This is a genomic window from Massilia sp. 05N420 (genome assembly GCF_056397205.1).
Window position 1 is genome coordinate 1 of record NZ_JBFTMX010000030.1, and the last position, 22,486, is coordinate 22,486.

Annotated in this window: 14 protein-coding genes and 1 pseudogene; 4 read left to right on the forward strand and 11 right to left on the reverse strand. The window is 62.7% G+C overall.

The genetic code is table 11. The features are described from left to right. The 4 genes and pseudogenes from AC1DIX_RS18650 to AC1DIX_RS18665 form a co-directional block, all read right to left on the reverse strand. Window positions 1–239 (reverse strand): annotated as a pseudogene (locus AC1DIX_RS18650) (ABC transporter substrate-binding protein); the annotation flags it as partial. Between the two features lie 563 nt (window positions 240–802). After that, entirely contained in the window at window positions 803–2,329 is a 1,527-nt protein-coding gene (locus tag AC1DIX_RS18655) for a SpoVR family protein (protein WP_442123389.1), read from the reverse strand. A gap of 13 nt (window positions 2,330–2,342) precedes the next feature. Next, window positions 2,343–3,614 (reverse strand): YeaH/YhbH family protein, encoded by a 1,272-nt coding sequence (locus tag AC1DIX_RS18660; RefSeq protein ID WP_477326381.1) that lies wholly within the window; start codon window positions 3,612–3,614, stop codon window positions 2,343–2,345. 169 nt (window positions 3,615–3,783) lie between these two features. Then, window positions 3,784–5,706: a PrkA family serine protein kinase gene (locus AC1DIX_RS18665; protein ID WP_442123391.1), complete on the reverse strand. Its 1,923-nt coding sequence runs from the start codon at window positions 5,704–5,706 to the stop codon at window positions 3,784–3,786. Between the two features lie 545 nt (window positions 5,707–6,251). On the opposite strand from AC1DIX_RS18665, the gene AC1DIX_RS18670 reads away from it, so the two are divergent. The 4 genes from AC1DIX_RS18670 (at window position 6,252) to AC1DIX_RS18685 (ending at window position 11,691) form a co-directional block, all read left to right on the forward strand. Then, window positions 6,252–7,262, forward strand: a complete 1,011-nt coding sequence (locus AC1DIX_RS18670; RefSeq protein WP_477326383.1) for an adenosine deaminase — start codon at window positions 6,252–6,254, stop codon at window positions 7,260–7,262. Continuing rightward, window positions 7,262–9,793, forward strand: a complete 2,532-nt coding sequence (locus tag AC1DIX_RS18675; protein ID WP_477326385.1) for an ABC transporter permease — start codon at window positions 7,262–7,264, stop codon at window positions 9,791–9,793. Before AC1DIX_RS18670 ends, AC1DIX_RS18675 begins: the two co-directional genes overlap by 1 nt. 107 nt (window positions 9,794–9,900) lie before the next feature. Beyond that, window positions 9,901–10,326 carry a group II truncated hemoglobin gene (locus AC1DIX_RS18680; RefSeq protein WP_477326387.1) on the forward strand — a complete coding sequence of 142 codons (426 nt, stop codon included), beginning with the start codon at window positions 9,901–9,903 and terminating at the stop codon, window positions 10,324–10,326. Between the two features lie 21 nt (window positions 10,327–10,347). Next, the gene (locus AC1DIX_RS18685; protein WP_477252917.1) at window positions 10,348–11,691 is read left to right on the forward strand and encodes a DNA recombination protein RmuC; all 1,344 of its coding nucleotides are present in this window, start codon (window positions 10,348–10,350) and stop codon (window positions 11,689–11,691) included. Here AC1DIX_RS18685 and AC1DIX_RS18690 read toward each other — a convergent pair whose 3' ends face one another. The 7 genes from AC1DIX_RS18690 to chrA form a co-directional block, all read right to left on the reverse strand. Then, the gene (locus tag AC1DIX_RS18690) at window positions 11,692–11,958 is read right to left on the reverse strand and encodes a PAAR domain-containing protein (RefSeq protein WP_477326389.1); all 267 of its coding nucleotides are present in this window, start codon (window positions 11,956–11,958) and stop codon (window positions 11,692–11,694) included. Window positions 11,959–11,961: 3 nt separating this feature from the next. Then, complete coding sequence (locus tag AC1DIX_RS18695) at window positions 11,962–13,404, reverse strand: T6SS immunity protein Tli4 family protein (protein WP_477326391.1); 1,443 nt, start codon at window positions 13,402–13,404, stop codon at window positions 11,962–11,964. 25 nt (window positions 13,405–13,429) lie between these two features. Further along, window positions 13,430–15,241: an esterase/lipase family protein gene (locus AC1DIX_RS18700; RefSeq protein WP_477326393.1), complete on the reverse strand. Its 1,812-nt coding sequence runs from the start codon at window positions 15,239–15,241 to the stop codon at window positions 13,430–13,432. An 18-nt stretch (window positions 15,242–15,259) separates the two neighbouring features. Next, window positions 15,260–17,998 carry a type VI secretion system Vgr family protein gene (locus tag AC1DIX_RS18705; RefSeq protein WP_477326395.1) on the reverse strand — a complete coding sequence of 913 codons (2,739 nt, stop codon included), beginning with the start codon at window positions 17,996–17,998 and terminating at the stop codon, window positions 15,260–15,262. A gap of 133 nt (window positions 17,999–18,131) precedes the next feature. Continuing rightward, window positions 18,132–20,012, reverse strand: a complete 1,881-nt coding sequence (moeA, locus tag AC1DIX_RS18710) for a molybdopterin molybdotransferase MoeA (RefSeq protein ID WP_477326397.1) — start codon at window positions 20,010–20,012, stop codon at window positions 18,132–18,134. 4 nt (window positions 20,013–20,016) lie between these two features. Then, the gene (moaA, locus tag AC1DIX_RS18715; protein WP_477326399.1) at window positions 20,017–21,126 is read right to left on the reverse strand and encodes a GTP 3',8-cyclase MoaA; all 1,110 of its coding nucleotides are present in this window, start codon (window positions 21,124–21,126) and stop codon (window positions 20,017–20,019) included. Beyond that, window positions 21,119–22,435: a chromate efflux transporter gene (chrA, locus tag AC1DIX_RS18720; protein WP_477326401.1), complete on the reverse strand. Its 1,317-nt coding sequence runs from the start codon at window positions 22,433–22,435 to the stop codon at window positions 21,119–21,121. Before chrA ends, moaA begins: the two co-directional genes overlap by 8 nt. Window positions 22,436–22,486 lie beyond the last annotated feature (51 nt).

A 22,486-nucleotide genomic window follows, 5' to 3' on the forward strand; every position in this document is an offset into this window, starting at 1 on the left:
GGGATGAACGGCGGCGGCGGCGCCTTCATTTCTGGCGGCGGCGGCGGCGGCGGAGTTTCCGGCGGTGGCGGCGGTTTCACGTCTTCGATCAGTTTCGTTTCCACAGCTTCCGTCACCTTGCTGACGATCTTGGTGCCCAGGCCATTAACGATTGCCCAAGCGACCAGAACGTGCAACAGAACGACGATGGCTATTCCTGTGAAATTCTTCCCGGGGTTTTTCTCATGCGAAAAATTCATGCCATATTTCTCCAATACCATCTCTTTTTTGTTGCTACTAAACCCACTAAACACGACAAAAACTCAGGGCCGCATCCGGGACATCGAGGAATTATACCTACGAATTCTTTTTTGCACATACATTTTTATACCTCCAAAGAGGGGCTAACTGCCTGTAAAAACAAGCAAACAAGCTCATCCGTAATGAGGAAGGATGGGGTGCATAATCGAGAATGCAGTTATCTTTATGGCAATGTTAGCGTTATCCCCTTGCCGATGTGTAGAAGATCAGGTCAAATAGCCCCTTCCGCCAAATTTTCCATGCCGATTTTGCCAGTTGGCAAATAAGATATGATTCAATAATGGCGTTTCTGCAAACTATAGCCATATTCATTCATGGGGGGCGTACTGTTGAAACGGCCTCGCCCTTGTGGTAGGAGTGAAGGCCATAAGAGGCACTTATGTACGGACCCCTGTTTGATATGGCTCACTTGCCACGCATGTAGAATTTTGCGTTGACACAGAAAAAAGGCCTGTCCTAAGCAGACAGGCCTGGCGGCACCGTTGGCACCAGCATATATATATTAGTAGCGCGCGCGCTTCTCGCGGCGGCACTCGAGGCTGCTGACCACGCGCCCCGATGGGTCTACCGTTTCCAATCTGACATCGAAACCCCAGAGCCGGGCTACATGCTTGAGCACTTCATGGGCCTGCTGGTTCAGCGGACGGCGCTGGAACTGCGTATGGCGCAGGGTCAGCGCGCGGTCGTCGCGGGTATTGACCTGCCAGACCTGGATGTTCGGCTCGCGGTTGCCCAGGTTGTACTGCTCGGCCAGCTGCTGGCGCACGTAGCGGTAGCCGGCTTCGTCGTGGATCGCCGAAATCGTCAGCTTGTCGCTGCGGTCGTCGTCGAGCACGGCAAAGAAGTGGAAGTCGCGGATCAGCTTGGGCGACAGGTACTGGGCGATGAAACTTTCGTCCTTGAAGTTCCGCATCGCGAAATCGAGCGTCTTGATCCAGTCGCTGCCGGCGATGTCCGGGAACCAGGCGCGGTCCTCGTCGGTCGGGTCTTCGCAGATGCGCTTGATGTCGGTCATCATCGCAAAGCCGAGCGCGTAAGGATTGATGCCATTGTAATAGGGGCTGGTCGCCGGCGGCTGGTAGACCACGTTGGTATGGCTCTGCAGGAACTCGAGCATGAAGCCGTCGCCGACGATGCCCTCTTTATATAGTTCCTGCAGGATCGTGTAGTGCCAGAAGGTGGCCCAGCCCTCGTTCATCACCTGGGTCTGACGCTGCGGATAGAAATACTGCGAGATCTTGCGCGTGATGCGCACCAGCTCGCGCTGCCAGGGTTCCAGCAGCGGCGCGTACTTCTCGATGAAGTAGAGCAGGTTTTCCTCGGGCTCGACCGGGAAGCGCGGCGGCGGCGCATCCCGGTGGGATTCCTCGCGCCGCGGCAGGGTACGCCAGATCTCGTTGATCTGGGACTGGGCGTATTCCTCGCGCTCCTTCTGCCGGTTCTGTTCCTGGGCCACGGACAGCTTGGCCGGACGCTTGTAGCGGTCCACGCCATAGTTCTGGAGCGCGTGGCAGGAATCGAGCAGTTCCTCGACGGCGTCGATGCCGTGGCGCTGTTCGCACTCGGCGATGTAGTTCTTGGCGAAGACCATGTAGTCGACGATGGCGTCGGCGTCGGTCCAGGTGCGGAACAGGTAATTCCCCTTGAAGAAGGAATTGTGGCCATAGGCCGCGTGGGCGATCACCAGCGCCTGCATCGTCAGGCTGTTTTCCTCCATCAGGTAGGCGATGCAGGGGTTGGAATTGATCACGATCTCGTAGGCCAGGCCCATCTGGCCGCGGCGGTAGCTTTTTTCCGTGGTCAGGAAATGCTTGCCGAAAGACCAGTGGTTGTACGACACCGGCATGCCTACCGAGGTGTAGGCATCCATCATCTGCTCGGCGGTGATGATCTCGAGCTGGTTGGGGTAGGTGTCCAGGCCAAACTTCCTGGCCACCCGGCGGATTTCCTCGTGGGCTTGCTCGATCAGGTCGAAGGTCCACTCCGACTGGTCGGGCAGGGCACGCGGATTTTTGGGATCTCTTGGCATGAGCGGGCCTCGTCTACTTGGGCTGCTTCTTGAACAATTCGCGGAACACCGGGTAGATGTCGGCCGGGGTCACGATCTTCTGCATCGCGAAGTTCGCATGCGTGGCCGCCACCTCGCAATACTGCTCCCACAGGTTCTGCGGCGGGCCGTCCGTGATCTCGACGTAGGTGTAGTACTGGACCCGCGGCATGATCGCATTGGTCAGGATCTGCCTGCACAGGACCGAGTCGTTGTCCCAGTTGTCGCCGTCGGAAGCCTGGGCCACATAGGTATTCCAGTCGCCGCTGCTGTAGCGCTCGCTGATGACCTTGTTCAGCAGGTGCAGCGCCGAGGACACGAYGGTGCCGCCCGATTCGCGCGAGTGGAAGAAGTCGTTCTCGTCGACCTCGGCGGCGGCCGTGTGGTGGCGGATGAAGACCACGTCGATCTTCTCGTACGCGCGCTTCAGGAACAGGTAGAGCAGGATGAAGAAGCGCTTGGCGGTGTCCTTGCGGCTTTCGTCCATCGAGCCGGAGACGTCCATGATGCAGAACATCACGGCCGAGGTCGACGGCTTCGGCACCTTGATCCGGTTGCTGTAGCGCAGGTCGATCGGGTCGATGAAGGGGATCGCCAGCAGCCGCGTGTGCAGCGCGTGGATCTTGTGCTTCAGTTCGAGTACGCGCGGGTCGTCGTCCTCGGCGCCCAGCGCCTGGATCTCTTCGAGCTCCTGTTCCAGGCTGGCGAGCTTCTTGCGGCTCGGTCCGCCCACGGCGATGCGGCGGCCGAGCGCGCCGCGCAGGGAGCGCAGCACGTGGATATTGGACGGCGTGCCGGAGATGTTGTAGCCGGCGCGCTGGTTCTTGAATTCGACGACCTGGGTCAGCTGCGTCTTGATCATGTTCGGCAGCTCGAGGTCCTCGAAGAAGTAATTCATGAATTCTTCGCGGCTCAGTTCGAAGATGAAATCGTCTTCGGTGGTCTGCTCGCTGTTGCCGGCACGGCCGCGTCCACTGCCGCCGCCGCCGCTGCGCGGACGGTTGATCTGGTCGCCTTTCTGATATTCGGTATTGCCGGGGTTGACGACTTCCCAGACACCCCCATGGGCGTGCCCGAACTTGGGCTCGTTCACGTCCTTGACGGGAATCGAGACCTTCTCGCCATTTTCGATGTCGGTGATCGAGCGACCCTTGATCGCCCGGCCGACCGCATCCTTGATTTGCGCCTTGTAGCGGCGCAAGAAGCGTTCGCGGTTGACCGCAGACTTGTTCTTGCCCTGCAAGCGTCGGTCGATGAGGTAAGTCAAAACAGGCCTCCTGCTCAAATTCGCGGCGGGCCGGGTCACCACCGGTACCCCTATATTAACGCGCCGCGCATCAACGTGGTTGGCGTCCCGGATTTTGGTGGGACAAAGCCTACGGGCGGACCAGAAATCTGGTCCGCCCAACCACGCACCTGGTGTGGCAATGGCCTGGTTACGAGGATTTGCGAACCCTCAGGTACCACTCGCACAGCAGCCGAACCTGCTTCGGCGTATAACCCTTCTCGACCATACGGGCCACGAAGTCGGCGTGCTTGGTTGCATCCTCCGTGCTCGCCTTCGCATTGAAGGAGATGACGGGCAAGAGTTCCTCGGTGTTCGAGAACATCTTCTTCTCGATCACGGTGCGGAATTTCTCGTAGCTCGTCCAGGCCGGATTCTTGCCGCCGTTCGTCGCACGCGCACGCAGGGCGAAGTTGACGATTTCGTTTCGGAAATCCTTCGGATTCGAGATGCCGGCCGGCTTCTCGATCTTCTCCAGCTCGGCGTTCAGCGATTCGCGGTCGAAGCTCTCGCCGGTGTCCGGATCGCGGAATTCCTGGTCCTGGATCCAGAAGTCGGCAAAGGTCACGTAGCGGTCGAAGATGTTCTGGCCGTACTCGGAATAGCTTTCCAGGTAGGCGGTCTGGATCTCCTTGCCGATGAAGTCGACGTAGCGCTGCGCCAGGTGTTCCTTGATATAGGACATGTAGCGCTGCTCGGTCTCGCCGGCGAACTGCTCGCGTTCGATCTGCTGCTCGAGAACGTAGAGCAGGTGGACCGGATTCGCCGCGACCTCGGTGTTATCGAAGTTGAAGACCTTCGACAGGATCTTGAAGGCGAAGCGCGTCGACAGCCCGTTCATGCCTTCGTCCACGCCGGCGTAGTCGACGTATTCGTGCATCGACTTGGCCTTCGGATCGGTGTCCTTCAGGTTCTCGCCGTCGTACACCAGCATCTTCGAATAGATGCTGGAGTTTTCCGGATCCTTCAGGCGCGACAGGATCGCGAACTGGGCCATCATGCGCAGCGTGCCCGGTGCGCAGGGCGCCTTGTCGAGCGAGGAGTTGCGCAGCAGCTTGTCGTAGATCTTGATCTCGTCGGACACGCGCAGGCAGTAGGGCACCTTCACGATGTAGATACGGTCGAGGAAAGCCTCGTTGTTGCGGTTGTTGCGGAAGGTCTTCCACTCGGACTCGTTCGAGTGCGCCAGGATGATGCCCTCGAAGGGGATCGCGCCGAAGCCCTCGGTGCCCTTGTAGTTGCCTTCCTGGGTCGCGGTCAGCAGCGGGTGCAGGACCTTGATCGGSGCCTTGAACATCTCGACGAATTCCATCAGGCCCTGGTTGGCCAGGCACAGGCCGCCGGAGTAGCTGTAGGCGTCCGGATCGTCCTGGGAATAGTCTTCGAGCTTGCGGATGTCGACCTTGCCSACCAGCGAGGAGATGTCCTGGTTGTTCTCGTCGCCCGGCTCSGTCTTGGCGATCGCGATCTGCTTGAGGATGCTGGGGTAGCGCTTGACGACGCGGAACTTGTTGATGTCGCCGCCGAACTCGTGCAGGCGCTTGACTGCCCACGGGCTGGGGACGCCACGCAGGTAGCGGCGCGGGACGCCGTAGTCCTCTTCCAGGATGGCGCCGTCTTCCTCTTCGTTGAACAGGCCCAGCGGCGATTCGTTCACCGGCGAGCCCTTGATCGCGAAGAACGGAATCTGTTCCATCAGGTGCTTGAGCTTTTCGGCAATCGACGATTTGCCGCCGCCAACCGGGCCCAGCAGGTAAAGGATCTGCTTGCGTTCTTCCAGGCCCTGGGCTGCGTGACGGAAGTAGGAGACGACCTGCTCGATCACTTCCTCCATGCCGTAGAACTCGCGGAAGGCGGGATAAATCTTGATGACCTTGTTGGCGAAGATGCGCGACAGGCGCGGGTCGAGGCGGGTGTCGACCAGGGTGGGGTCGCCGATGGCGGCCAGCATGCGCTCGGGAGCGCTGGCGTAAGTCAGGGGGTCTTTCTTGCACAGTTGAAGATACTCCGACAGGGAGTATTCCTCTTCCCGGGTACGCTCATAGCGGGCTGCGTAGTTATCAAAAATGGTCATGTGAATGTCCTCTAATGTGCTAACACTGATCACTGTCGCGGCAGCCGATGAAAGACGACTGCCCAGGCCCCGGTTCTGGCATCAAGCTGTTGTGGGGTCGCCGTCTACGTTCGAGAGGTCAGGCATGTGACCTGACATGAAACGGAGGGCGATTTTCTTGTTCTCATCCGGTTATGAAAACCGGTTGGTTAGCGCCCGCAGAGAGCGTCTTCTTACGCTTATGAAATTTATTATGTGCCTATTAGTTCTCGAAGTCAAAACAGTGTCGTGCGTCGAAAAAAACCATTTTGACGAGCCTGCGGATCCAGTCTTGACGCCGTTTTGCAGGGTCCTGGCGAGGTCATGTTTGACAGGGTTTTTGGCCCCGTTGGACAGCGTCGTGTTTGTCAAAAGGTAAGTCAATAGTGCACCAACTTGCTAAGCAGTGGCGCACGCGCGTATGCCGTCGGCCATCTATAAAATTCCAGGGCGAAATGAGCCTGGAGAGCGCATGCGCTACACTTCTCCAAATGGCGACAAACGCCGGTCCACCGTGGAGATCCCTCATGCTGAACGAAGAGCTGCGCCTCACCCTGCAGGCAATGCCGAAGGCAGAATTGCACATCCATATCGAAGGCTCTTTGGAACCCGAGCTGATTTTTGAGCTAGCGCAAAGAAACGGCGTATCCCTCGCTTACCCCACCGTCGAAGCGTTGCGGCAGGCCTACGCCTTCAGCGATCTGCAATCCTTCCTCGATATCTATTACGCGGGCGCCAGTGTGCTGCTGACCGAGCAGGATTTCTACGACATGACCGCCGCCTATCTCCGGCGCGCGCAGGCCGACAATGTGCGCCACACCGAGATCTTCTTCGACCCGCAAACCCATACCGCGCGCGGCGTCGCCTTCGAGACCGTCATCAACGGCATCTGGCGCGCCTGCCAGGACAGCCCGGTCAGCGCGAGCCTGATCCTGTGCTTCCTGCGCCACCTGTCGGAGGAAGAGGCGATCGCCACGCTGGAGGAGGCGATTCCCTACCGCGACAAGCTCATCGGCGTCGGCCTCGATTCCTCCGAAGTCGGCAACCCGCCCGAAAAATTCGCGCGCGTGTTCGAACGCGCCCGCAATCTCGGCCTGCACCTGGTCGCGCACGCGGGCGAGGAGGGGCCGCCCGCCTATATCGAGAGCGCGCTGGACGTGCTGAACGTGGAGCGCATCGACCACGGCGTGCGCTGCCTCGACGATCCCGCCCTGGTGCAGCGCCTGGTGCGCGAGCAGATGGCGCTGACGGTGTGCCCGCTGTCGAACATCAAGCTGCGCGTATTCGACGTGATGGGCGAGCACAACCTGCGCCGCCTGCTCGACGCCGGCCTGGTCGCCACCGTCAACTCCGACGATCCGGCCTACTTCGGCGGCTACCTCAACGAGAACTACATCGCCGCCTTCGAGGCGCTGCCGCTGGACCGTTCGCATGCGCGCCAGCTCGCGCGCAACAGCTTTGCCGCCGCCTTCCTCGAGCCGGAACAGAAGCGCGCCTGGCTGGCCGAAGTCGACCGTTTTTTCAGTGAGGCCAATTAATGCTGATGCAATCCCTGCGCATGACCGCGCGCGACTGGCGCGCCGGCGAACTGCGCTTCCTGCTGGTGGCGCTGGTGGTCGCGGTGTCGGCCCTCACCGCGGTCGGCTTTTTCGTGGACCGAATGCGCGCCGGCCTGAACCGCGACGCCCACCAGCTGCTCGGCGCCGACCTCCTGATCAACGCCGACCAGCCGCTGCGCCAGGACTGGCGCGATGAAGCCCGGCGGCGCGGCCTGCTGCTGGCCGACACCGTCACCTTCCCGAGCATGGCCCAGGCCGGAACCGGCGATGCATCCCAGGCCGTGCTGGCATCGGTGAAGGCGGTCTCGCCCACCTATCCGCTGCGCGGCCAGCTGAAGATCACCACCAGCCCGGTCGACGCCAGCGAGGCCCTCGGCGACGCCACCCGCGACACCCCGGCCCCGGGCACGGTCTGGGTCGACGTCAACCTGCTGCCACCGCTGAAAGTCAAGATCGGCAGCGTGATCCAGCTGGGCGACAAGAGCTTCACGATTGCCCGCCTGATCGCCACCGAACCCGATCGCGGCGCCTCGTTCTCGAACTTCGCGCCGCGCGTGATGCTGGCGCTGTCGGACCTGAAAGCCACCGGCCTGGCCGACAACTATGCGCGCATCACCTACCGCATGCAGGTCGCCGCGCGTTCGCCGAACGACCAGGCCGCGGTGGCCGGTTACGAGCGCTGGGTGCGCGAACGCATCGCGCTCGATAAGGTCAAGGGCGTGCGCATCGAGAACCTGGAAAACGGCCGCCCCGAGATGCGCTCGACCCTCGACCGCGCCGAGCGCTTCCTGGCCCTGGTCGGCCTGCTGTCGGCGATGCTGGCGGCGGTGGCCGTGGCGATGGCGGCGCGCCGCTTCATGCAGCGCCACCTGGATTCGGTGGCCATGCTGCGCTGCTTGGGGCTAACCCAGAACCAGGTCGGGCTGCTGTTCCTGATCGAGTTCGCACTGGTCGGCCTGGCGGGCAGCCTGCTCGGCGTGCTGGTCGGCTTCGCCGCCCACTACGTGCTGCTGGAACTGATCGGCAATCTGATCCCGACCGAGCTGCCGCCGGTATCGCTGCTGCCGGCGCTGCAGGGCGTGGCCACCGGCCTGCTGCTGCTGGTCGGCTTCGCGCTGCCGCCCGTGCTCCAGCTGCGCAACGTGCCGCACAACCGCGTGATCCGCCGCGAGCAAGCGCCGCCGAGGCCGATGGCGCTTGCCACCTATGGCCTCGGCACCGCGGTCTTCGTCGGCCTGCTGCTGTGGCAGGCAGGCGACCTCAAACTGGCGCTGCTGACCGCCGGCGGCTTCCTCGGCGGCCTGGCCGTGTTCGCGCTGGTCGGCTGGCTGGCGCTGCTGGGCTTGCGCAGCCTGCGCGGCGTCTCCCGCAACCAGGGCTGGCGCTTCGCCATCACCTCGCTGCAGCGGCGGCCCGGCGCCACGGTGGTGCAGATCGTTTCGCTGTCGCTGGGCCTGATGGCGCTGCTGGTGCTGACCGTGGTGCGCGGCGACCTGATGGACGCCTGGCGCCTGGCCACCCCGGCCGACGCGCCGAACCGCTTCATCATCAACATCCAGCCCGACCAGAAGGAGGGCGTGGAAAAGACCATCAGCGCGGCCGGCGTCGACAACCCGATGCTCTATCCGATGATCCGCGGCCGCCTGGTGGCGGTGAACGGCAAGGAGATCACCGCCGCCACCTACACCAGCGAGCGCGCCAAGGCGCTGTCGGACCGCGAATTCAACCTCTCCAGCGTGAACGATCTGCCGGAAGGGAACGACGTCGTGGCCGGCCAGTGGTATCGCGACGCTCCCGGCGTGGCCGAAGCCTCGGTCGAGCAGGGCATCGCGCAGACCCTGGGCCTGAAGCTCGGCGACACCATGCGCTTCGACATGGGCGGCCTGCAGGTCGATGCGAAGATCACCAGCCTGCGCAAGCTGGAATGGGGCTCGATGCGCGCCAACTTCTTCGTCGTCATCAACCCGGCCGCGATGCGCGACGCACCGACCACCTACATGACCGCCTTCCACCTGCCGGCGCGCGGCGTTGGCCTGGCGAACACGCTTACGCGAAAGTATCCGAACCTGACCGTGATCGACGTCAGCGGCATCATCCGCCAGCTGCAGGACGTGCTGGACCAGGTGGTGACCGCGGTCGAGTTCCTGTTCCTGTTCACCCTGGCCTCCGGCGTGCTGGTGCTGTACGCGGCCCTGATGGGATCGACGGCCGAGCGCACCCGCGAAGCCGGCCTGCTGCGCGCGCTGGGAGCCACCCGCGGCCAGCTGGCGAGCGCGCAGCGGATCGAGTTCGCGCTGGTGGGAGGCTTGTCCGGCCTGCTGGCGGCGACCGGCGCGGCGGGACTGGGTTGGGCGCTGGCCGAATACCAGTTCAAATTCCCCTGGCATTTCGAGCCCCAGGTGTGGGCGGCCGGGCTGCTGGTGGGGGCGGCGTGCGCGCTGATCGGCGGCTGGCTGGGACTGCGCAATGTGTTGCGGCAGCCGCCGCTGCAGACTTTGCGCGAGGCGTAATCGAGGCGGAGAACGTGGGCACATCGTGCCCACGCATCTGTTGCGCATCGCCGACCTGGGACAAAAGGCCCTCCCACGGGCCTTGTCCGCTGCGCTATCATGGGCAGATGCAAGAATCTCAGACCACCCCCCAAGACCAGGAAGCCGCGGACGAACGCAGCGCCTATGAACTGATCGGCGGCGAGTCCAGCCTGCGCGAACTGGTCGACCGTTTCTACGACATCATGCAGCTCGAGCCGGACTTCGCCGGCATCCACGCCATGCACCCGGTGCCCAACGACAGCTCGCGCGAGAAGCTGTTCATGTTCCTGTCCGGCTGGCTGGGCGGCCCCAACCTCTTCATCGAACGCTACGGCCACCCGATGCTGCGCGCCCGCCACCTGCCGTTCGCGATCGGCACCACCGAACGCGACCAATGGCTGCGGTGCATGGCGATGGCGCTGGAAGATCTCGGCTACGACTACGACCTGCGCCTGCGCCTGATGGGCGCCTTCTACCAGACCGCCGACTGGATGCGAAATCGATCGCACTGAGCGCCCGCACTGAGCACTGATATGTCGACCATCGAGTTCATCGTCCTCGCGATCGGCCTGCTGGCCGTGCTCGCCCTGCAGTTCGCCCTGTTCGCGCGCAGCCGCGGTAGTGGTAAAGACGCGGACGGCCAGGCCCACGCCTTCGAACGCCTGGAGCGCGAGCTGCGCCACGAGCTGCAGACCAGCGCCCAGGCCACGCGCCAGGAACTGGCCGCCCACCTGGCCCAGAACCAGGCCGCCACCGCCCAGCAGCTGGAAGCGATGCGCCAGCAGATCCAGCTGCACGCCGCCGGCGGACGCGAAGAACAGGCGCGCGTGCTGAAGCGCTTCGCCGACAGCATGAACACGGCCATCGCCACGCTCACCGAATCGAACGCCCAGCGCATGCTGGAAGTGCGCGGCACGCTCGAGACCAAGATCCGCGACCTGCAGGCCGACAATGCGCGCCGCCTGGAAGAGATGCGCCAGACCGTCGACGAAAAGCTGCACGCGACGCTGGAGACCAGGCTGACCGAATCCTTCCGCCAGGTATCCGACCGCCTCGAGCGCGTGCACCAGGGCCTGGGCGAGATGCAGCAGCTGGCCATCGGCGTGGGCGACCTGAAACGCGTGCTGACCAATGTGAAGACGCGCGGCACCTGGGGCGAGGTACAACTGGAGATGCTGCTCGAGCAGGTGCTGACGGTCGAGCAGTATGCCAAGAACGTCGAGACGGTCAGCGGCTCGAACGCGCGCGTCGAGTTCGCGATCAAGCTGCCGGGCACGGTCGAGGGCGGCCCGCCGCTGTGGCTGCCCATCGACGCCAAGTTCCCGAAAGAGCAGTACGAGCGCCTGGTGGAAGCGGCCGATACCGCCGATGCCGACGGCGTGGTGCGCGCCGGCGCCGAGCTGGAACGCGCGGTGCGCAACGAGGCGAAAACGATCTGCGAAAAATACGTCTCGCCGCCGCAGACCACCGACTTCGCGATCCTGTTCCTGCCCACCGAAGGCCTGTACGCCGAGGTGATGCGCCGCCCGGGCCTGGCCGACGAGCTGCAGCGCACCCTGCGCGTGACGATCGCCGGACCGTCGACCTTGACCGCGCTGCTCAACAGCCTGCAGATGGGCTTCCGCACGCTGGCGCTGGAAAAGCGCTCATCCGAAGTCTGGCAGGTGCTGGGCGCGGTGAAGACCGAGTTCGGCAAGTTCGGCGACGTGCTGGCCGCCACCAAGACCACGCTCGAACGCGCGGCCAAGAACATCGAGAATGCCGAGGTGCGCAGCCGGCAGATGGCGCGCAAGCTGAAGTCGGTCGAGGCGCTGCCGAGCGAGGCGGCGCAGTTGATGCTGGGGGCTGCGCCGGCGGATGGCGACGACCTCGCTTGATCATTCGCCGCCGTAATTGCCTGTCGTCGCAATCAATGTCGCGCCGCACGTCGCTTTATGACCCTCGTGTGCAACGGCGATCCCGTCGATGACGTGATGCGGGTCGCCCTCGGCGATCGTGCAGTTGTCGTGGCCCTTGATGGGGCAGCTGCATTTGTCGCCGACGCGGGCGACCGGGATGCCGCCGACCGTGAAGTGCGTCGCGCTTACGCTTTCGACCTTGCCACCGTGTGAAGTGGGGTCGCCTAGACGGATCACGTTGCGCATGGCTTAACCTTTTTCGTTTGTTGGAGGCTCGTCGTGTCCGCCATTTTCGGTCGCGCTGCCCGGGATGTGGTTTGCAGCAAGGTTGGCGGAGGAAGCCTGTGCAGGAGCCTCGCCGTAAGCGACCAGCTTCCACACGGTCGCAGTGCGGTAAGAAGGGCGCTCGCCCTTGAGCTTTTGCCAGATGGACGGTTCGCCAAGCGATACCACGTGCGGCATTCGTTCGCCTGAGTTGAAATGCCGGCGTCGCTCCCCTTCGGTAGTTCCTGGTTCATCGGCTTCCCACCAGCCGGTCTGAGGACAGGCGCGTCCGGTTGCGGCAAGCTCACCTAGCGGGATTTGTGGATGCGGGTCAGCGCCAGCAGTCTTTGCCGGCGTGGCGCTTGTTGGGCGTACCCGGATGGTACTGGTGATTTTGTCCCATACTGCGATGGCTTCTTCGTCGGTCAGGCTGGCTTTGGCGGCGCCGGCGGCGTTGTTGGCGACGCCGGTCTGGAACTGAATGTCTGCATAAGGTCTGTAAGGATCGTGCGGGAGGCCAATGAATTTGACTTGGAAGTCGTGATAAGAATGTACCCCCTCCTCATCGGGGTTACGGACGAGGACTTCGTAGCCGGTTTTCCAATCATGGATCTGACGCGGGCTTTGGCGGAAGAATTTGATGCTGGCAAGCGATTTTTTCTCTTCTGGAGTCGCTGGATCTTCCATGATTCTTTTCCACTGTGCTTTAAGCGAGTCGCCCTCGGGGTTGTGAGGATTTGAGGGTGCGACATAGATCGAGAAGTGAGCATCGGGAAATTCCTTCAAGCGGAAGCCGACACGGATGTGTTCCATAAGATCTTCCTTGCTTGGGTTTGGCTTGTCCGGCAAGAAAGCATATTCAATGCAGTTGCCTGGTTCAGTGGGGATTTCGCTTTCTGTACGTTTTCGCAAACGTTGAGCGATGCTATTTATGTCTGCAATTGTTTCGTTTTTTTCTTCTTTCAATGGCATTGAATTTATGACAAGGCCGTCATCGTTCCACCTGAAATAGCCATTGATTTTAAGGTCGGCAACGGATTCAAATCCGGCGTAACCGGTTACGATTTTCCCTTCTGGCTGATGCACTTCGTCAACCGAGATTAGTAAAGGGATTTTATTGAGGTAAATAGCCTTTTTGCTTTTTAGTTCGTTGATGAATTTTTGCTCCAATGCCTTCACCTCATCCACACCGTTTGGATAGATGCTGACCGTGAGCGGAACAATTGGATCTGCCCAGAGCACGGTCGCCGATGCAGGCACGTCGGCCATGAAGCGACCGAAGCAGACAGTCTTGGTTTTTGCAAACATGGATTGCAAACGGGGCGTGAGTGAGGTCATGTTTGGCGTCTTCCATTCTCTGGGGTTGTGGTCGCAAGCAGCGAGCAGCAAGGTCGTGGCTGCGAGCGGAACAAGCAACAGGCGTTTCATGGTTGTCATTTGCATGAGAGTCCCTTCAGCATTTCCATGTTGCCTTTTCAGCGATGCGCACGATGCTGTACAAGGTTGAGGCGATCGCCCGAGGATCTTTGTAACTGGATTGATGTTCGTAACCGGTCTGGCGGAAAATCGCCTTGAACTTACCGCTGTTGAGCTGATGGTCGGCAGAAAGGGCAGGTACAGTTTGGTCACCGAGCGCGCTTGCCGGAAGAATCGTCGCGTGAATCGATTTACTGCCGCCGATGTTTGAAATCGGCGTGGCAGCAGCGTTGATGGATTTGGGACTAGCGATAACAGGACGCTCTACGAAGTTCTTGCCATGGTAGTTGGGATCCCAGCGGACGAGTTCCAGTTTGCCTTGCCTGGTGTCACTGAGAATAGGCCAGTTCCTCCAGCCTTCGGGGTCGGCACAGTTCCTGTCGATTTCCCATATGACTTCACCGAAGCTTCGCCGCTCCGGGTCGGCGCCATAGTGTGCGTAACTGTTGGGATGATATGTATTTGCAATTGCTTGATGAAAACTCTGCGCTATATCGAGATAGGTGCACGTTCGTTTAAACGTTCCGCCACCTTGCCGTTGAGTCAATCCGGAAGGGTTGATCCACTTTTCGCGGAAAAGCGCATACCACTTGCCTCGTACTTTGTAGATTTCACGGTAAGGATCTCCCTCCTTCGGCCAAGCTTCCAGGTCCAGCCCATTGTGGCGCACCCGCAGCCAGCCATTGCCATAAGACTCGCCAGGCAATAATTGCAATCCACCCGGAGCGTTCGCCAGTACTGCGGTGACTTCGTCGCCATAGTTGCCGGCCACCTTGGCCGCAATGCTTGCTTCGATGGCTTCCAGGCTGGGGCTCATCATGCCGGGATCCTCGAATCCCGCCCGCATGCGCTTGTAGGCTGCCGGGGCGCCTATCGCAGGCATCACACCATGCACGATACCCAGCACCTTGTCCTGCAGGTTGCCGAAATCAGGATGGATCAGGGCGCGCCCTACAAGGCCACCCATCGAGTGGGTGACAACAATCACTTGATTGCATTCATAACCAGATGCGTTCAACTCATCCATGATTTTGTTGATGCGCTCTGCGATGATCGTCGCACTGTCTCCATTCGATTGCAGCCAGTTGTAGCCGAAAGCATAGACTGCAAACCAACAGCCGGTGGCGACCTTTTTGAGCTCGTCTTCGGTCAAGGCCTTCTGCGGCAGTCTGGGATCCAAGCTCCAAGCCCGTGGATCGACGCCAACCACGTCGCGCCACTCAGGACGCATCTTGCCTTCGAAAAAGGTACTGTTGAGGCGTGTTTCGAGATGCTGCAGCAGCGTGCCATAGCTTTTGAAGTAAACTTCACCCCAGCCTCGGGCTCGAGCCTTTTGTACGGCAGTGCGTCCGCCAGGTTTAGCCGTTGGATCGTTTGTCAGCAATGGCGATTGAAAGCTGGTCTCCAATTTGACATTACCATGCCGCCCGTCGCCGCTGACGTCGGATGGCCCGGACGGGTCATAAATGTCCACTGTGGTTTGCAACGGATCCAGCCGCAATTGGCGCTCGCGAGCATCATTCTTTGAGTTCTTATGTACGTTCGATACTCCAAGGCCATCCGGCCGCCAAGCGATATTGTCCTTCTGTCCCAGCTCCCTCTGCCGCTCGGCACTCATCCGCAAATTCGACCCCATAATCCCCGGCAAAAAAATGATCGGCAATACCCGCTTGGGCAGCATCCGCGCGCACTGCGGGTTTTGATCCTGCTTCGGCGTCGCAAACCCTTCCGCCTTGCGAGCCGCACCAGCGTGCTGTTGCGCTGGTAGAGGATGTTCGGCTTTGGTCATCGCATTCTCCCCATGAGATCAGTCGTCCAGCGCCTCGATGCTGTAGCGTCCGAAAGGAATGGCACTGGTGAAACGCTCGGTCAGTCCAGTCGCATCGGTACGCCCTTCGAACGTGCGCCCGTCCTCCGTGGTGATGCGATACCGCTGGTTCTTCATCGGCTCATCGGTTCCTATCCACCGCAGAACGGTCTGCTGGTCGTGCGTCGATTCGCTGACAGGGAGCTTCACCGCGGCCGGGCTACCGCCACCGGGCCCGACGTGCGCGAATTTCGACGACTTGATGGTGTGCTCACCGCTGCTCTGCTGCGTGATGGAGCCACCGCCGATATCCACTTGCGCGCCCTGCGCCACCATGCGGATCTTCGGTGCCTGCAGCACGATCTCCTCGGTGGCAGTCAAGACGATGCGCTTGGAAGAGGTGAGCTCAATATCGTCGGCATGTGTCTGCAGTTCGAGCTTGCCGCTCGCGGCGATCAGCTTGATACCGAGCCGGTGCGCGAACAGGCTGATACTTTCCGATACTCGCGCCAGCAGTTTTCTGCCGACCGACAGCTGGGTGTTCCCGATGCTGAGCACATCGACATGCGTCTGTGCGCCGATGGCGATGTTGTCCTGGCTGCTTAGCGCGACGCCTGCGGGCGCGGAAAGCGCGACCACTGCCTGGCCGCCATCGCCCGTGCCATTGCTGTCGGTGTTGCTGCCGGCTTCCCACTGCTTCAGGTAAGCGATCAGCTGTTTGAGCTCTTTGTCGGAGGTAGCGTCCGCGTGATGGGTCACCGACAGTTCGGAGAGCTGCTGCTGTACACCCTGTAGCGCCTCGACCAGACCGATCAGTTCGGCGCGGTCCAGTTGTTTGCCGCTGGCCTTCTGGCGTGCCGCGGCGCTGATGAGCACGCCTTGCGCTCCGCGTACCGCAACCGCGTGGTCGCTGCGCAGCTCGGCACCTTCGCCGCGTGCCTCACCCTTGCCGTCGTTGCGCGGATGGGTGAGCCAGCCGAGATTCAGTTCGCTATGTCCGTGCTGGGAAGAGAGTTGCGCATTGATCTGTCCCGGGGTGTCGTCGAGACGCAGCTGGTTGTAGCGAAGGCCTTGTACTTCCTTGCTCTTGATGCCAGCCAGGTATTTGTTGCCGGGCAGCCTACCAGTGTGGCTGAAGGTGGGTGGCGGAGCCATTCCTCCATAGACTTGCGCCACGATGATCGGCTTGTCCGGATCTCCGCCGAGGAAATCGACGATGACTTCATCTCCCACCCGAGGCAGCGTGATCGTTCCCCATTGATTGCTGGCCCAGGTACTGGCTACGCGTACCCAGGCGGAGTCGCGGCCGGTATCGCTGGCGCCCGCCCCTTGCGCGTGGCTATGGTCCTCCACCCTGGTGCCCGGAAAGCGCACCTTGACCCGGCCATTCTCGTCGCAGTGCACCTCTTCGCCGGGTGGGCCGACCACGATGGCGCTCTGCAGTTGCGGGCGCGGCAAATCGCTACGCGGGTCGAAGGCGGGGACGATGGGAATGCCGCGACGCACGCAAGAAAAGCGATTGGTATAACGCATGCCGCGTTCGTCGCTGGCTTGCCGTAGCGCGCTATCGACGGGCCCTTCGTTCCACCGGTTGTGGGTGAATAAGCGCTGTACGCGGTCCGCGACGGTCTTGGGAAGATTGTTTTCCGCCTCGACCTCCAGACGCGTGACGATGAATTCCCGTTCTTTTGCGGGGTGGGTATCGATCTCGGGATGGCCGGTCAAGCCGATCCACTGTCCGATACACAAATCACGCACGCTGCTTTCGCCATGAAAGCACTTCGATTCGTACTCATGGCGCTTCATGCGCAATTCACCGAGGTTCCGGTAGTCTTCTCCATCGCCGCCTGCGTGCGGCACGTCGATCAGGTAATCGTCGAGACTGAATGCGAACCGGTTGCCCGCCGCTCCCTGATCGATATGGGACGGCGTGTGACTTGTCATCGGACGGCCCTGCATGTAATCCGTGCTGAGGCGACTGACATTGCCGGGTCTGAGCGCGCGTACCGGGCTCCACGCGAAAATGCTGTCGCTTTGCTCGGTGCCGTCGTCCCGGTGATAGCGGACGGTACCGGCGGCATTCTGCGGGAGCGTGAACGCGTCGTCGAACAGCACCAGGGAATGAGCCGGTATGTCCTGGCTGGCTTGTCCGGGCCGCATGAACCATGCGATGCCGCGCCGTTTCCAAAGCCGGCGCAGGAAGTCCGCGTCGGATTCGTTATGCTGCATCGTGAATTCGCGGGCGGGATAGCTGCCGGTCACAAAGGACCAGTCCACGTCGAAAGCCTTGGCCAGCACGGGATTGTTCCGTCGCCACTCGTCGAGGATGACTTCGGTAATGTCCAATTCGTTCAGGTTGCGGAAGACGCGTGTATTGCTGCGGCACTCCATCAGCGCCAGTGCGTCGCGCAGCACCAGTTCATAGGTCGCCAGGCCGCCGTCGCTCTGCCCCGCAGCCGCTTGCGCGACAATGCCGCACACGGAGCGCAGATCGCCGCGATCCGTCACGAACTGCAGCTCGACCGGCGACGCAATGAATTCCTTCAAGGGGAGATCGACACGCGTCGATACACACAGGAGGCGGTATTCCAGCCCACCGCATAAGGTCTCGCTTCCGGTGGCGCGCTTGACCAACAAGACGTCTTCGAGCACGCGCGGTCCTTTGGACAGCCGCGCCCGGATGGGACGATTCGCTTCGGATAAGCCGGCGAATCCTTCGACGATATCTTTGAAATTCATCCAGGGTTTCCAATCCATGTAAGCAGAACTGCTCAATGGTAGGAATCCGAATCGTCGCTACATTGATATCAATAAAGTCTTTGCTAAATATCAGTTACGCATGCCAACCCCAGAAGCGGACAGCAAGAGATGTTCAAATCAAGCCCTCGAACATCAACACATCCACCATCTCCCCAGCCTGCACGCTACCCTGTTCATCCTGCAGCACCACCATGCAGTTCGCCTCCGACATCGAGCGCAGGATGCCCGAGCCTTGCGAGCCGGTGATCTTCACCTCGGGCTGCCCATCGGCGCCGCGCGACAGCACGCCGCGCTGGTATTCGGTACGCCCCGGTTTCTTGCGAATGGACGCCACGGAGCGGGCACGCACCAACTCCAAAGGCGCCTCGGCCCCCATCATGCGCAGCAGCGCTTCGCGGGCGAAGAAGTAGAAGGAGACCATCACCGCCACCGGATTGCCCGGCAGCCCGAACAGGAAGGCGCTGTGGCCCTTGGAGGCGATGCGGCCGAAGGCCAGCGGACGGCCCGGGCGCATCCCGATCTTCCAGAAGGTGACGTCGCCGAGCTTCGCCATGATCTGCTTCGTGTAGTCGGCCGCGCCCACCGAGACGCCGCCCGAGGTGATGATGGCGTCGGCGTTTTCGCAGCCCTCGCGTAATGCGTCTTCCAGCGCCTGCGGGTCGTCGCGCACCACGCCCATGTCGATGATGTCGCAGCCCAGCCGCGTCAGCATGCCGTAGATGGTGTAGCGGTTGCTGTCGTAGACGCAGCCTTCGTCGAGCGGCTGGCCGATCGAGCGCAGCTCGTCGCCGGTCGAGAAGAAGGCGACGCGCAGGCGCCGCCGCACCGGCACCTCGGCCACGCCGAGCGATGCCAGCAGGCCCAGGTCGGCCGGGCGGATGACCTTCCCCTTGCGCAGGGCGGCGCTGCCGGCCTTCAGGTCTTCGCCGGCCAGGCGGCGGTTGTCGCCGGCGCGGATGGTGCCGGGGGCCATGACCATGACACCGCCGGATTCGGTCACGAGTTCCTGCGGCACCACGCTGTCGCAGCCGGCAGGCATCACGCCGCCGGTCATGATGCGCACGCATTCGCCGGGGCCGGGTACGGCGCTGGAGGTGCGACCGGCATACACGGTGTCGATCACGCGCAGAAGCACCAACGCTTCGGTAGACAAATCTTCGCCGCGCAGGGCATAGCCGTCCATCGCCGAGTTGTCGTGGGCCGGCACGTCGATCGGCGACGTGATGTCCGCCGCCAGCACCCGTCCCAGCGCGGCGCGCAGCGCCACCTGTTCGGTCGCGCGCAGCGGCGAAACGAAGTCGCGGATGATCCGCTGGGCGTCGCGCACCGGCAGGGCATCCGGGTCATATGCGGACAGGCAGCTGACGACGTCGGCCAAGCGCGGAGCAGATACGGGCGACCCGGCGGGATCGAGACTCTGCAGCTCGTCGCGGGTATTGATGTTGCGGAAGGCGGCGGCGTCCTCGAACAGCACCTCGGCCACCTTGATCTGCGGGTACCAGCCGTCCATGCGGCGTCCGCCGGCGGCAAGATAGGCCGACAGCACGTCCACTTTACTGGATTTAATTATGCAGAAAACTGGATGCGGTTGGCGCAGGCCGTTTTCTTCCGTCACCGCCAGCGCGAGGTCGGCGCCGGCATCCTCCAGGCCCTGCAGCAGGCGCGCCGCCAGGTCCGACGGCAGGAACGGCGAGTCGCAGGGGGCGGTCAGCAGATAGGGCGTGGCGCAGCGGCGCAGGCCCGCTTCCAGTCCGGCCAGCGGACCGGCAAAGCCCGGCGTATCGTCCGGCCAGACCGGCACGCCGAAGGCGCCATAGGCTTCGAGGTTCTGGTTGGCGTTGATGGCCACGCTGGCCACCTGCGGCCGCAGGCGGTCCAGGACGTGCGCCACCATGGTCGAGCCGCCGAAGGGCTGCAGGCCCTTGTCCACGTTGCCCATGCGCGTGCCGCGTCCGCCGGCCAGGACCAGGCCGCTGATCGATGCAGTATTCATTTTCTTATCCGCCGATGTAAGACATTTCGATTTTCTTCGCGCCGCGCGACAGGCCTTCGGTATTGATCGTCCGCGTTTCCGAATAGCGGTCCGCGCGCCGGCTCCACAGCTGGGCGATGCTGGACGATATCTCGAGGTCGCTGCGGTCTTCGCGCAGCAGGGCGCGCAGGTCGTGGCCGCGGGTCGCGAACAGGCAGGTGTAGAGCTTGCCCTCGGTGGACAGGCGGATGCGCGAGCAGTCGCTGCAGAAGGCCTGGGTCACGCTCGAGATCATGCCGAGCTCGCCGCTGCCGTCCACGTAACGCCAGCGCGAAGCGGTCTCGCCCGCGTAGTTGGCGCCGATGGGTTCGAGCGGCATCTCGGCGGCGATGCGCCGCACCACTTCGTTGGACGGAATGACTTCGTCCATATTCCAGCCGTTCGAGGCGCCCACGTCCATGTATTCGATGAAGCGCAAGATGGTCGGCGTGCCCTTGAAGTGGCGCGCCATGGGCAGGATCTGGGCGTCGTTCATGCCGCCCTTGACCACCATGTTGACCTTCACCGGACCGAGGCCGGCGGCGTTCGCGGCCTCGATGCCTTCGAGGACATCGGAGACCGCGAAGTCGACGTCGTTCATGCGCTTGAAGATGGCGTCGTCGATGGCGTCGAGCGAAACCGTGACGCGGTCCAGGCCGGCGTCCTTCAGTACGCGGGCCTTGCGCGCCAGCAGCGAGCCGTTGGTGGTGAGGGTGAGGTCGAGCGGGCGGCCGGACGGCGTCCGCAGTTCGCGCAGCTGGGCGACGAGGCGTTCCAGGTCCTTGCGCAGCAGCGGCTCGCCGCCGGTCAGGCGGATCTTCTCGACGCCGTGGGCGACGAACAGGCGCGCCACCCGGGTGATCTCCTCGAAGCTCAGCAGCGAGGAGTGGGGCAGGTAGGCGTAGTTCTTGTCGAACACCTCTTTCGGCATGCAGTAGACGCAGCGGAAGTTGCAGCGGTCGGTGACCGAGATGCGCAAGTCGTGCAGCGGCCGGCCGAGCGCGTCCGCGAGCAGCCCCGAAGGTTCGGCCGGCGCCGTCGGCACCGGCATTGCCGGCGATCCGGCGTCGCCCAGCATGATGATTTTCTCAGACATTCCAATACGATAGCATGATGCCCGCAAGCGCACAGGCGAGGATCAGCGGGATCGTTCCCACCTTGTAGCGGAGCAGGGCGACGGTGGCGGTGGCGCCGATCGCGATCGCCGGCCAGTGCGGCCTGCCGCCGGCCAGGAAGACCTGGCCGCCGAAGAACACCGCCAGGCTCACGATCACGCCGACCACCGCCGCCGAGATCGCCGTCAGGGGCGCCGTCATGCGCAGGTCGCCGCGCGTGGACTCGACCAGCGGCCCGCCGGCCAGGATGAACACGAAGGAGGGCAGGAAGGTGAACAGGCTGGCCACTGCCGCCCCGGCCGCGCCGGCGGCGAACAGTGCGCCCGGCCCGAACAGCGCATGGGTCCAGCCGCCGACGAAGCCCACAAAAGCCACGATCATGATCAGCGGGCCGGGCGTGGTCTCGCCAAGGGCCAGGCCGTCGATCATCTGTCCGGCGCTCAGCCAGCCATAGTGCTCGACGGCGCCCTGCACGACGTAGGGCAGCACGGCATAGGCGCCCCCAAAACTCATCATCGCGGCCTTGGTGAAGAACCAGCCCATGCTCGCCAGCGCGCCCGACGGGCCGTACAGCGCCGCCAGCAGCAGCCAGGCCGCCAGGCCGATGCCGCAGCCGGCCAGGCTCACCCGCACCAGCCCGCGCCAGCTGAAGCGGGCGTGTGGCGGCGTCGGCGTGTCGTCGTCGATCAGCGCGGGGCCATGGGACTTGCCGCCCGCCTTGTGGGCGCCGCCGGGCTGGAACAGGGCGGGGCGCAGGCGTCCGCCCACGACGCCCGCCAGCGCCGCGCCCAGCACCACCAGCGGGAAGGGCAGCGCCAGCACGGCGATGGCGACGAAGGCGCAAGCGGCGATGGCGGCCAGCAGCCAGTTGCGGATCGTACGGCTGCCGATGCGCCAGGCGGCGCCGAGCACGATGGCGACCACCGCCGGCTTGATGCCGTTCATGACGCCGGCGATGGCCGGCAGGTGGCCGTAGGCCATGTAGATCCACGACAGCGCGATCAGGATCAGCAGCGAAGGCAGCACGAACAGCACCCCGGCCACGATGCCGCCGAGGGTACGGTGCATCAGCCAGCCGATGTAGACGGCGAGCTGGGTCGCTTCCGGGCCGGGCAGCAGCATGCAGTAGTTGAGCGCGTGCAGGAAGCGCTGCTCGGAGATCCAGCGGCGGCGTTCGACCAGCTCGGCATGCATCATCGCGATCTGTCCGGCCGGTCCGCCGAAGCTGATGAAACCCAGCTTGAGCCAGTAGCGCAGGGCGGTGCGGAAGGGGATGGGCTGGGGATGCATGCAACAAGCGATGGTCAAAGTTGGTTTATCTTACAGACAAAAAAAAGGAAG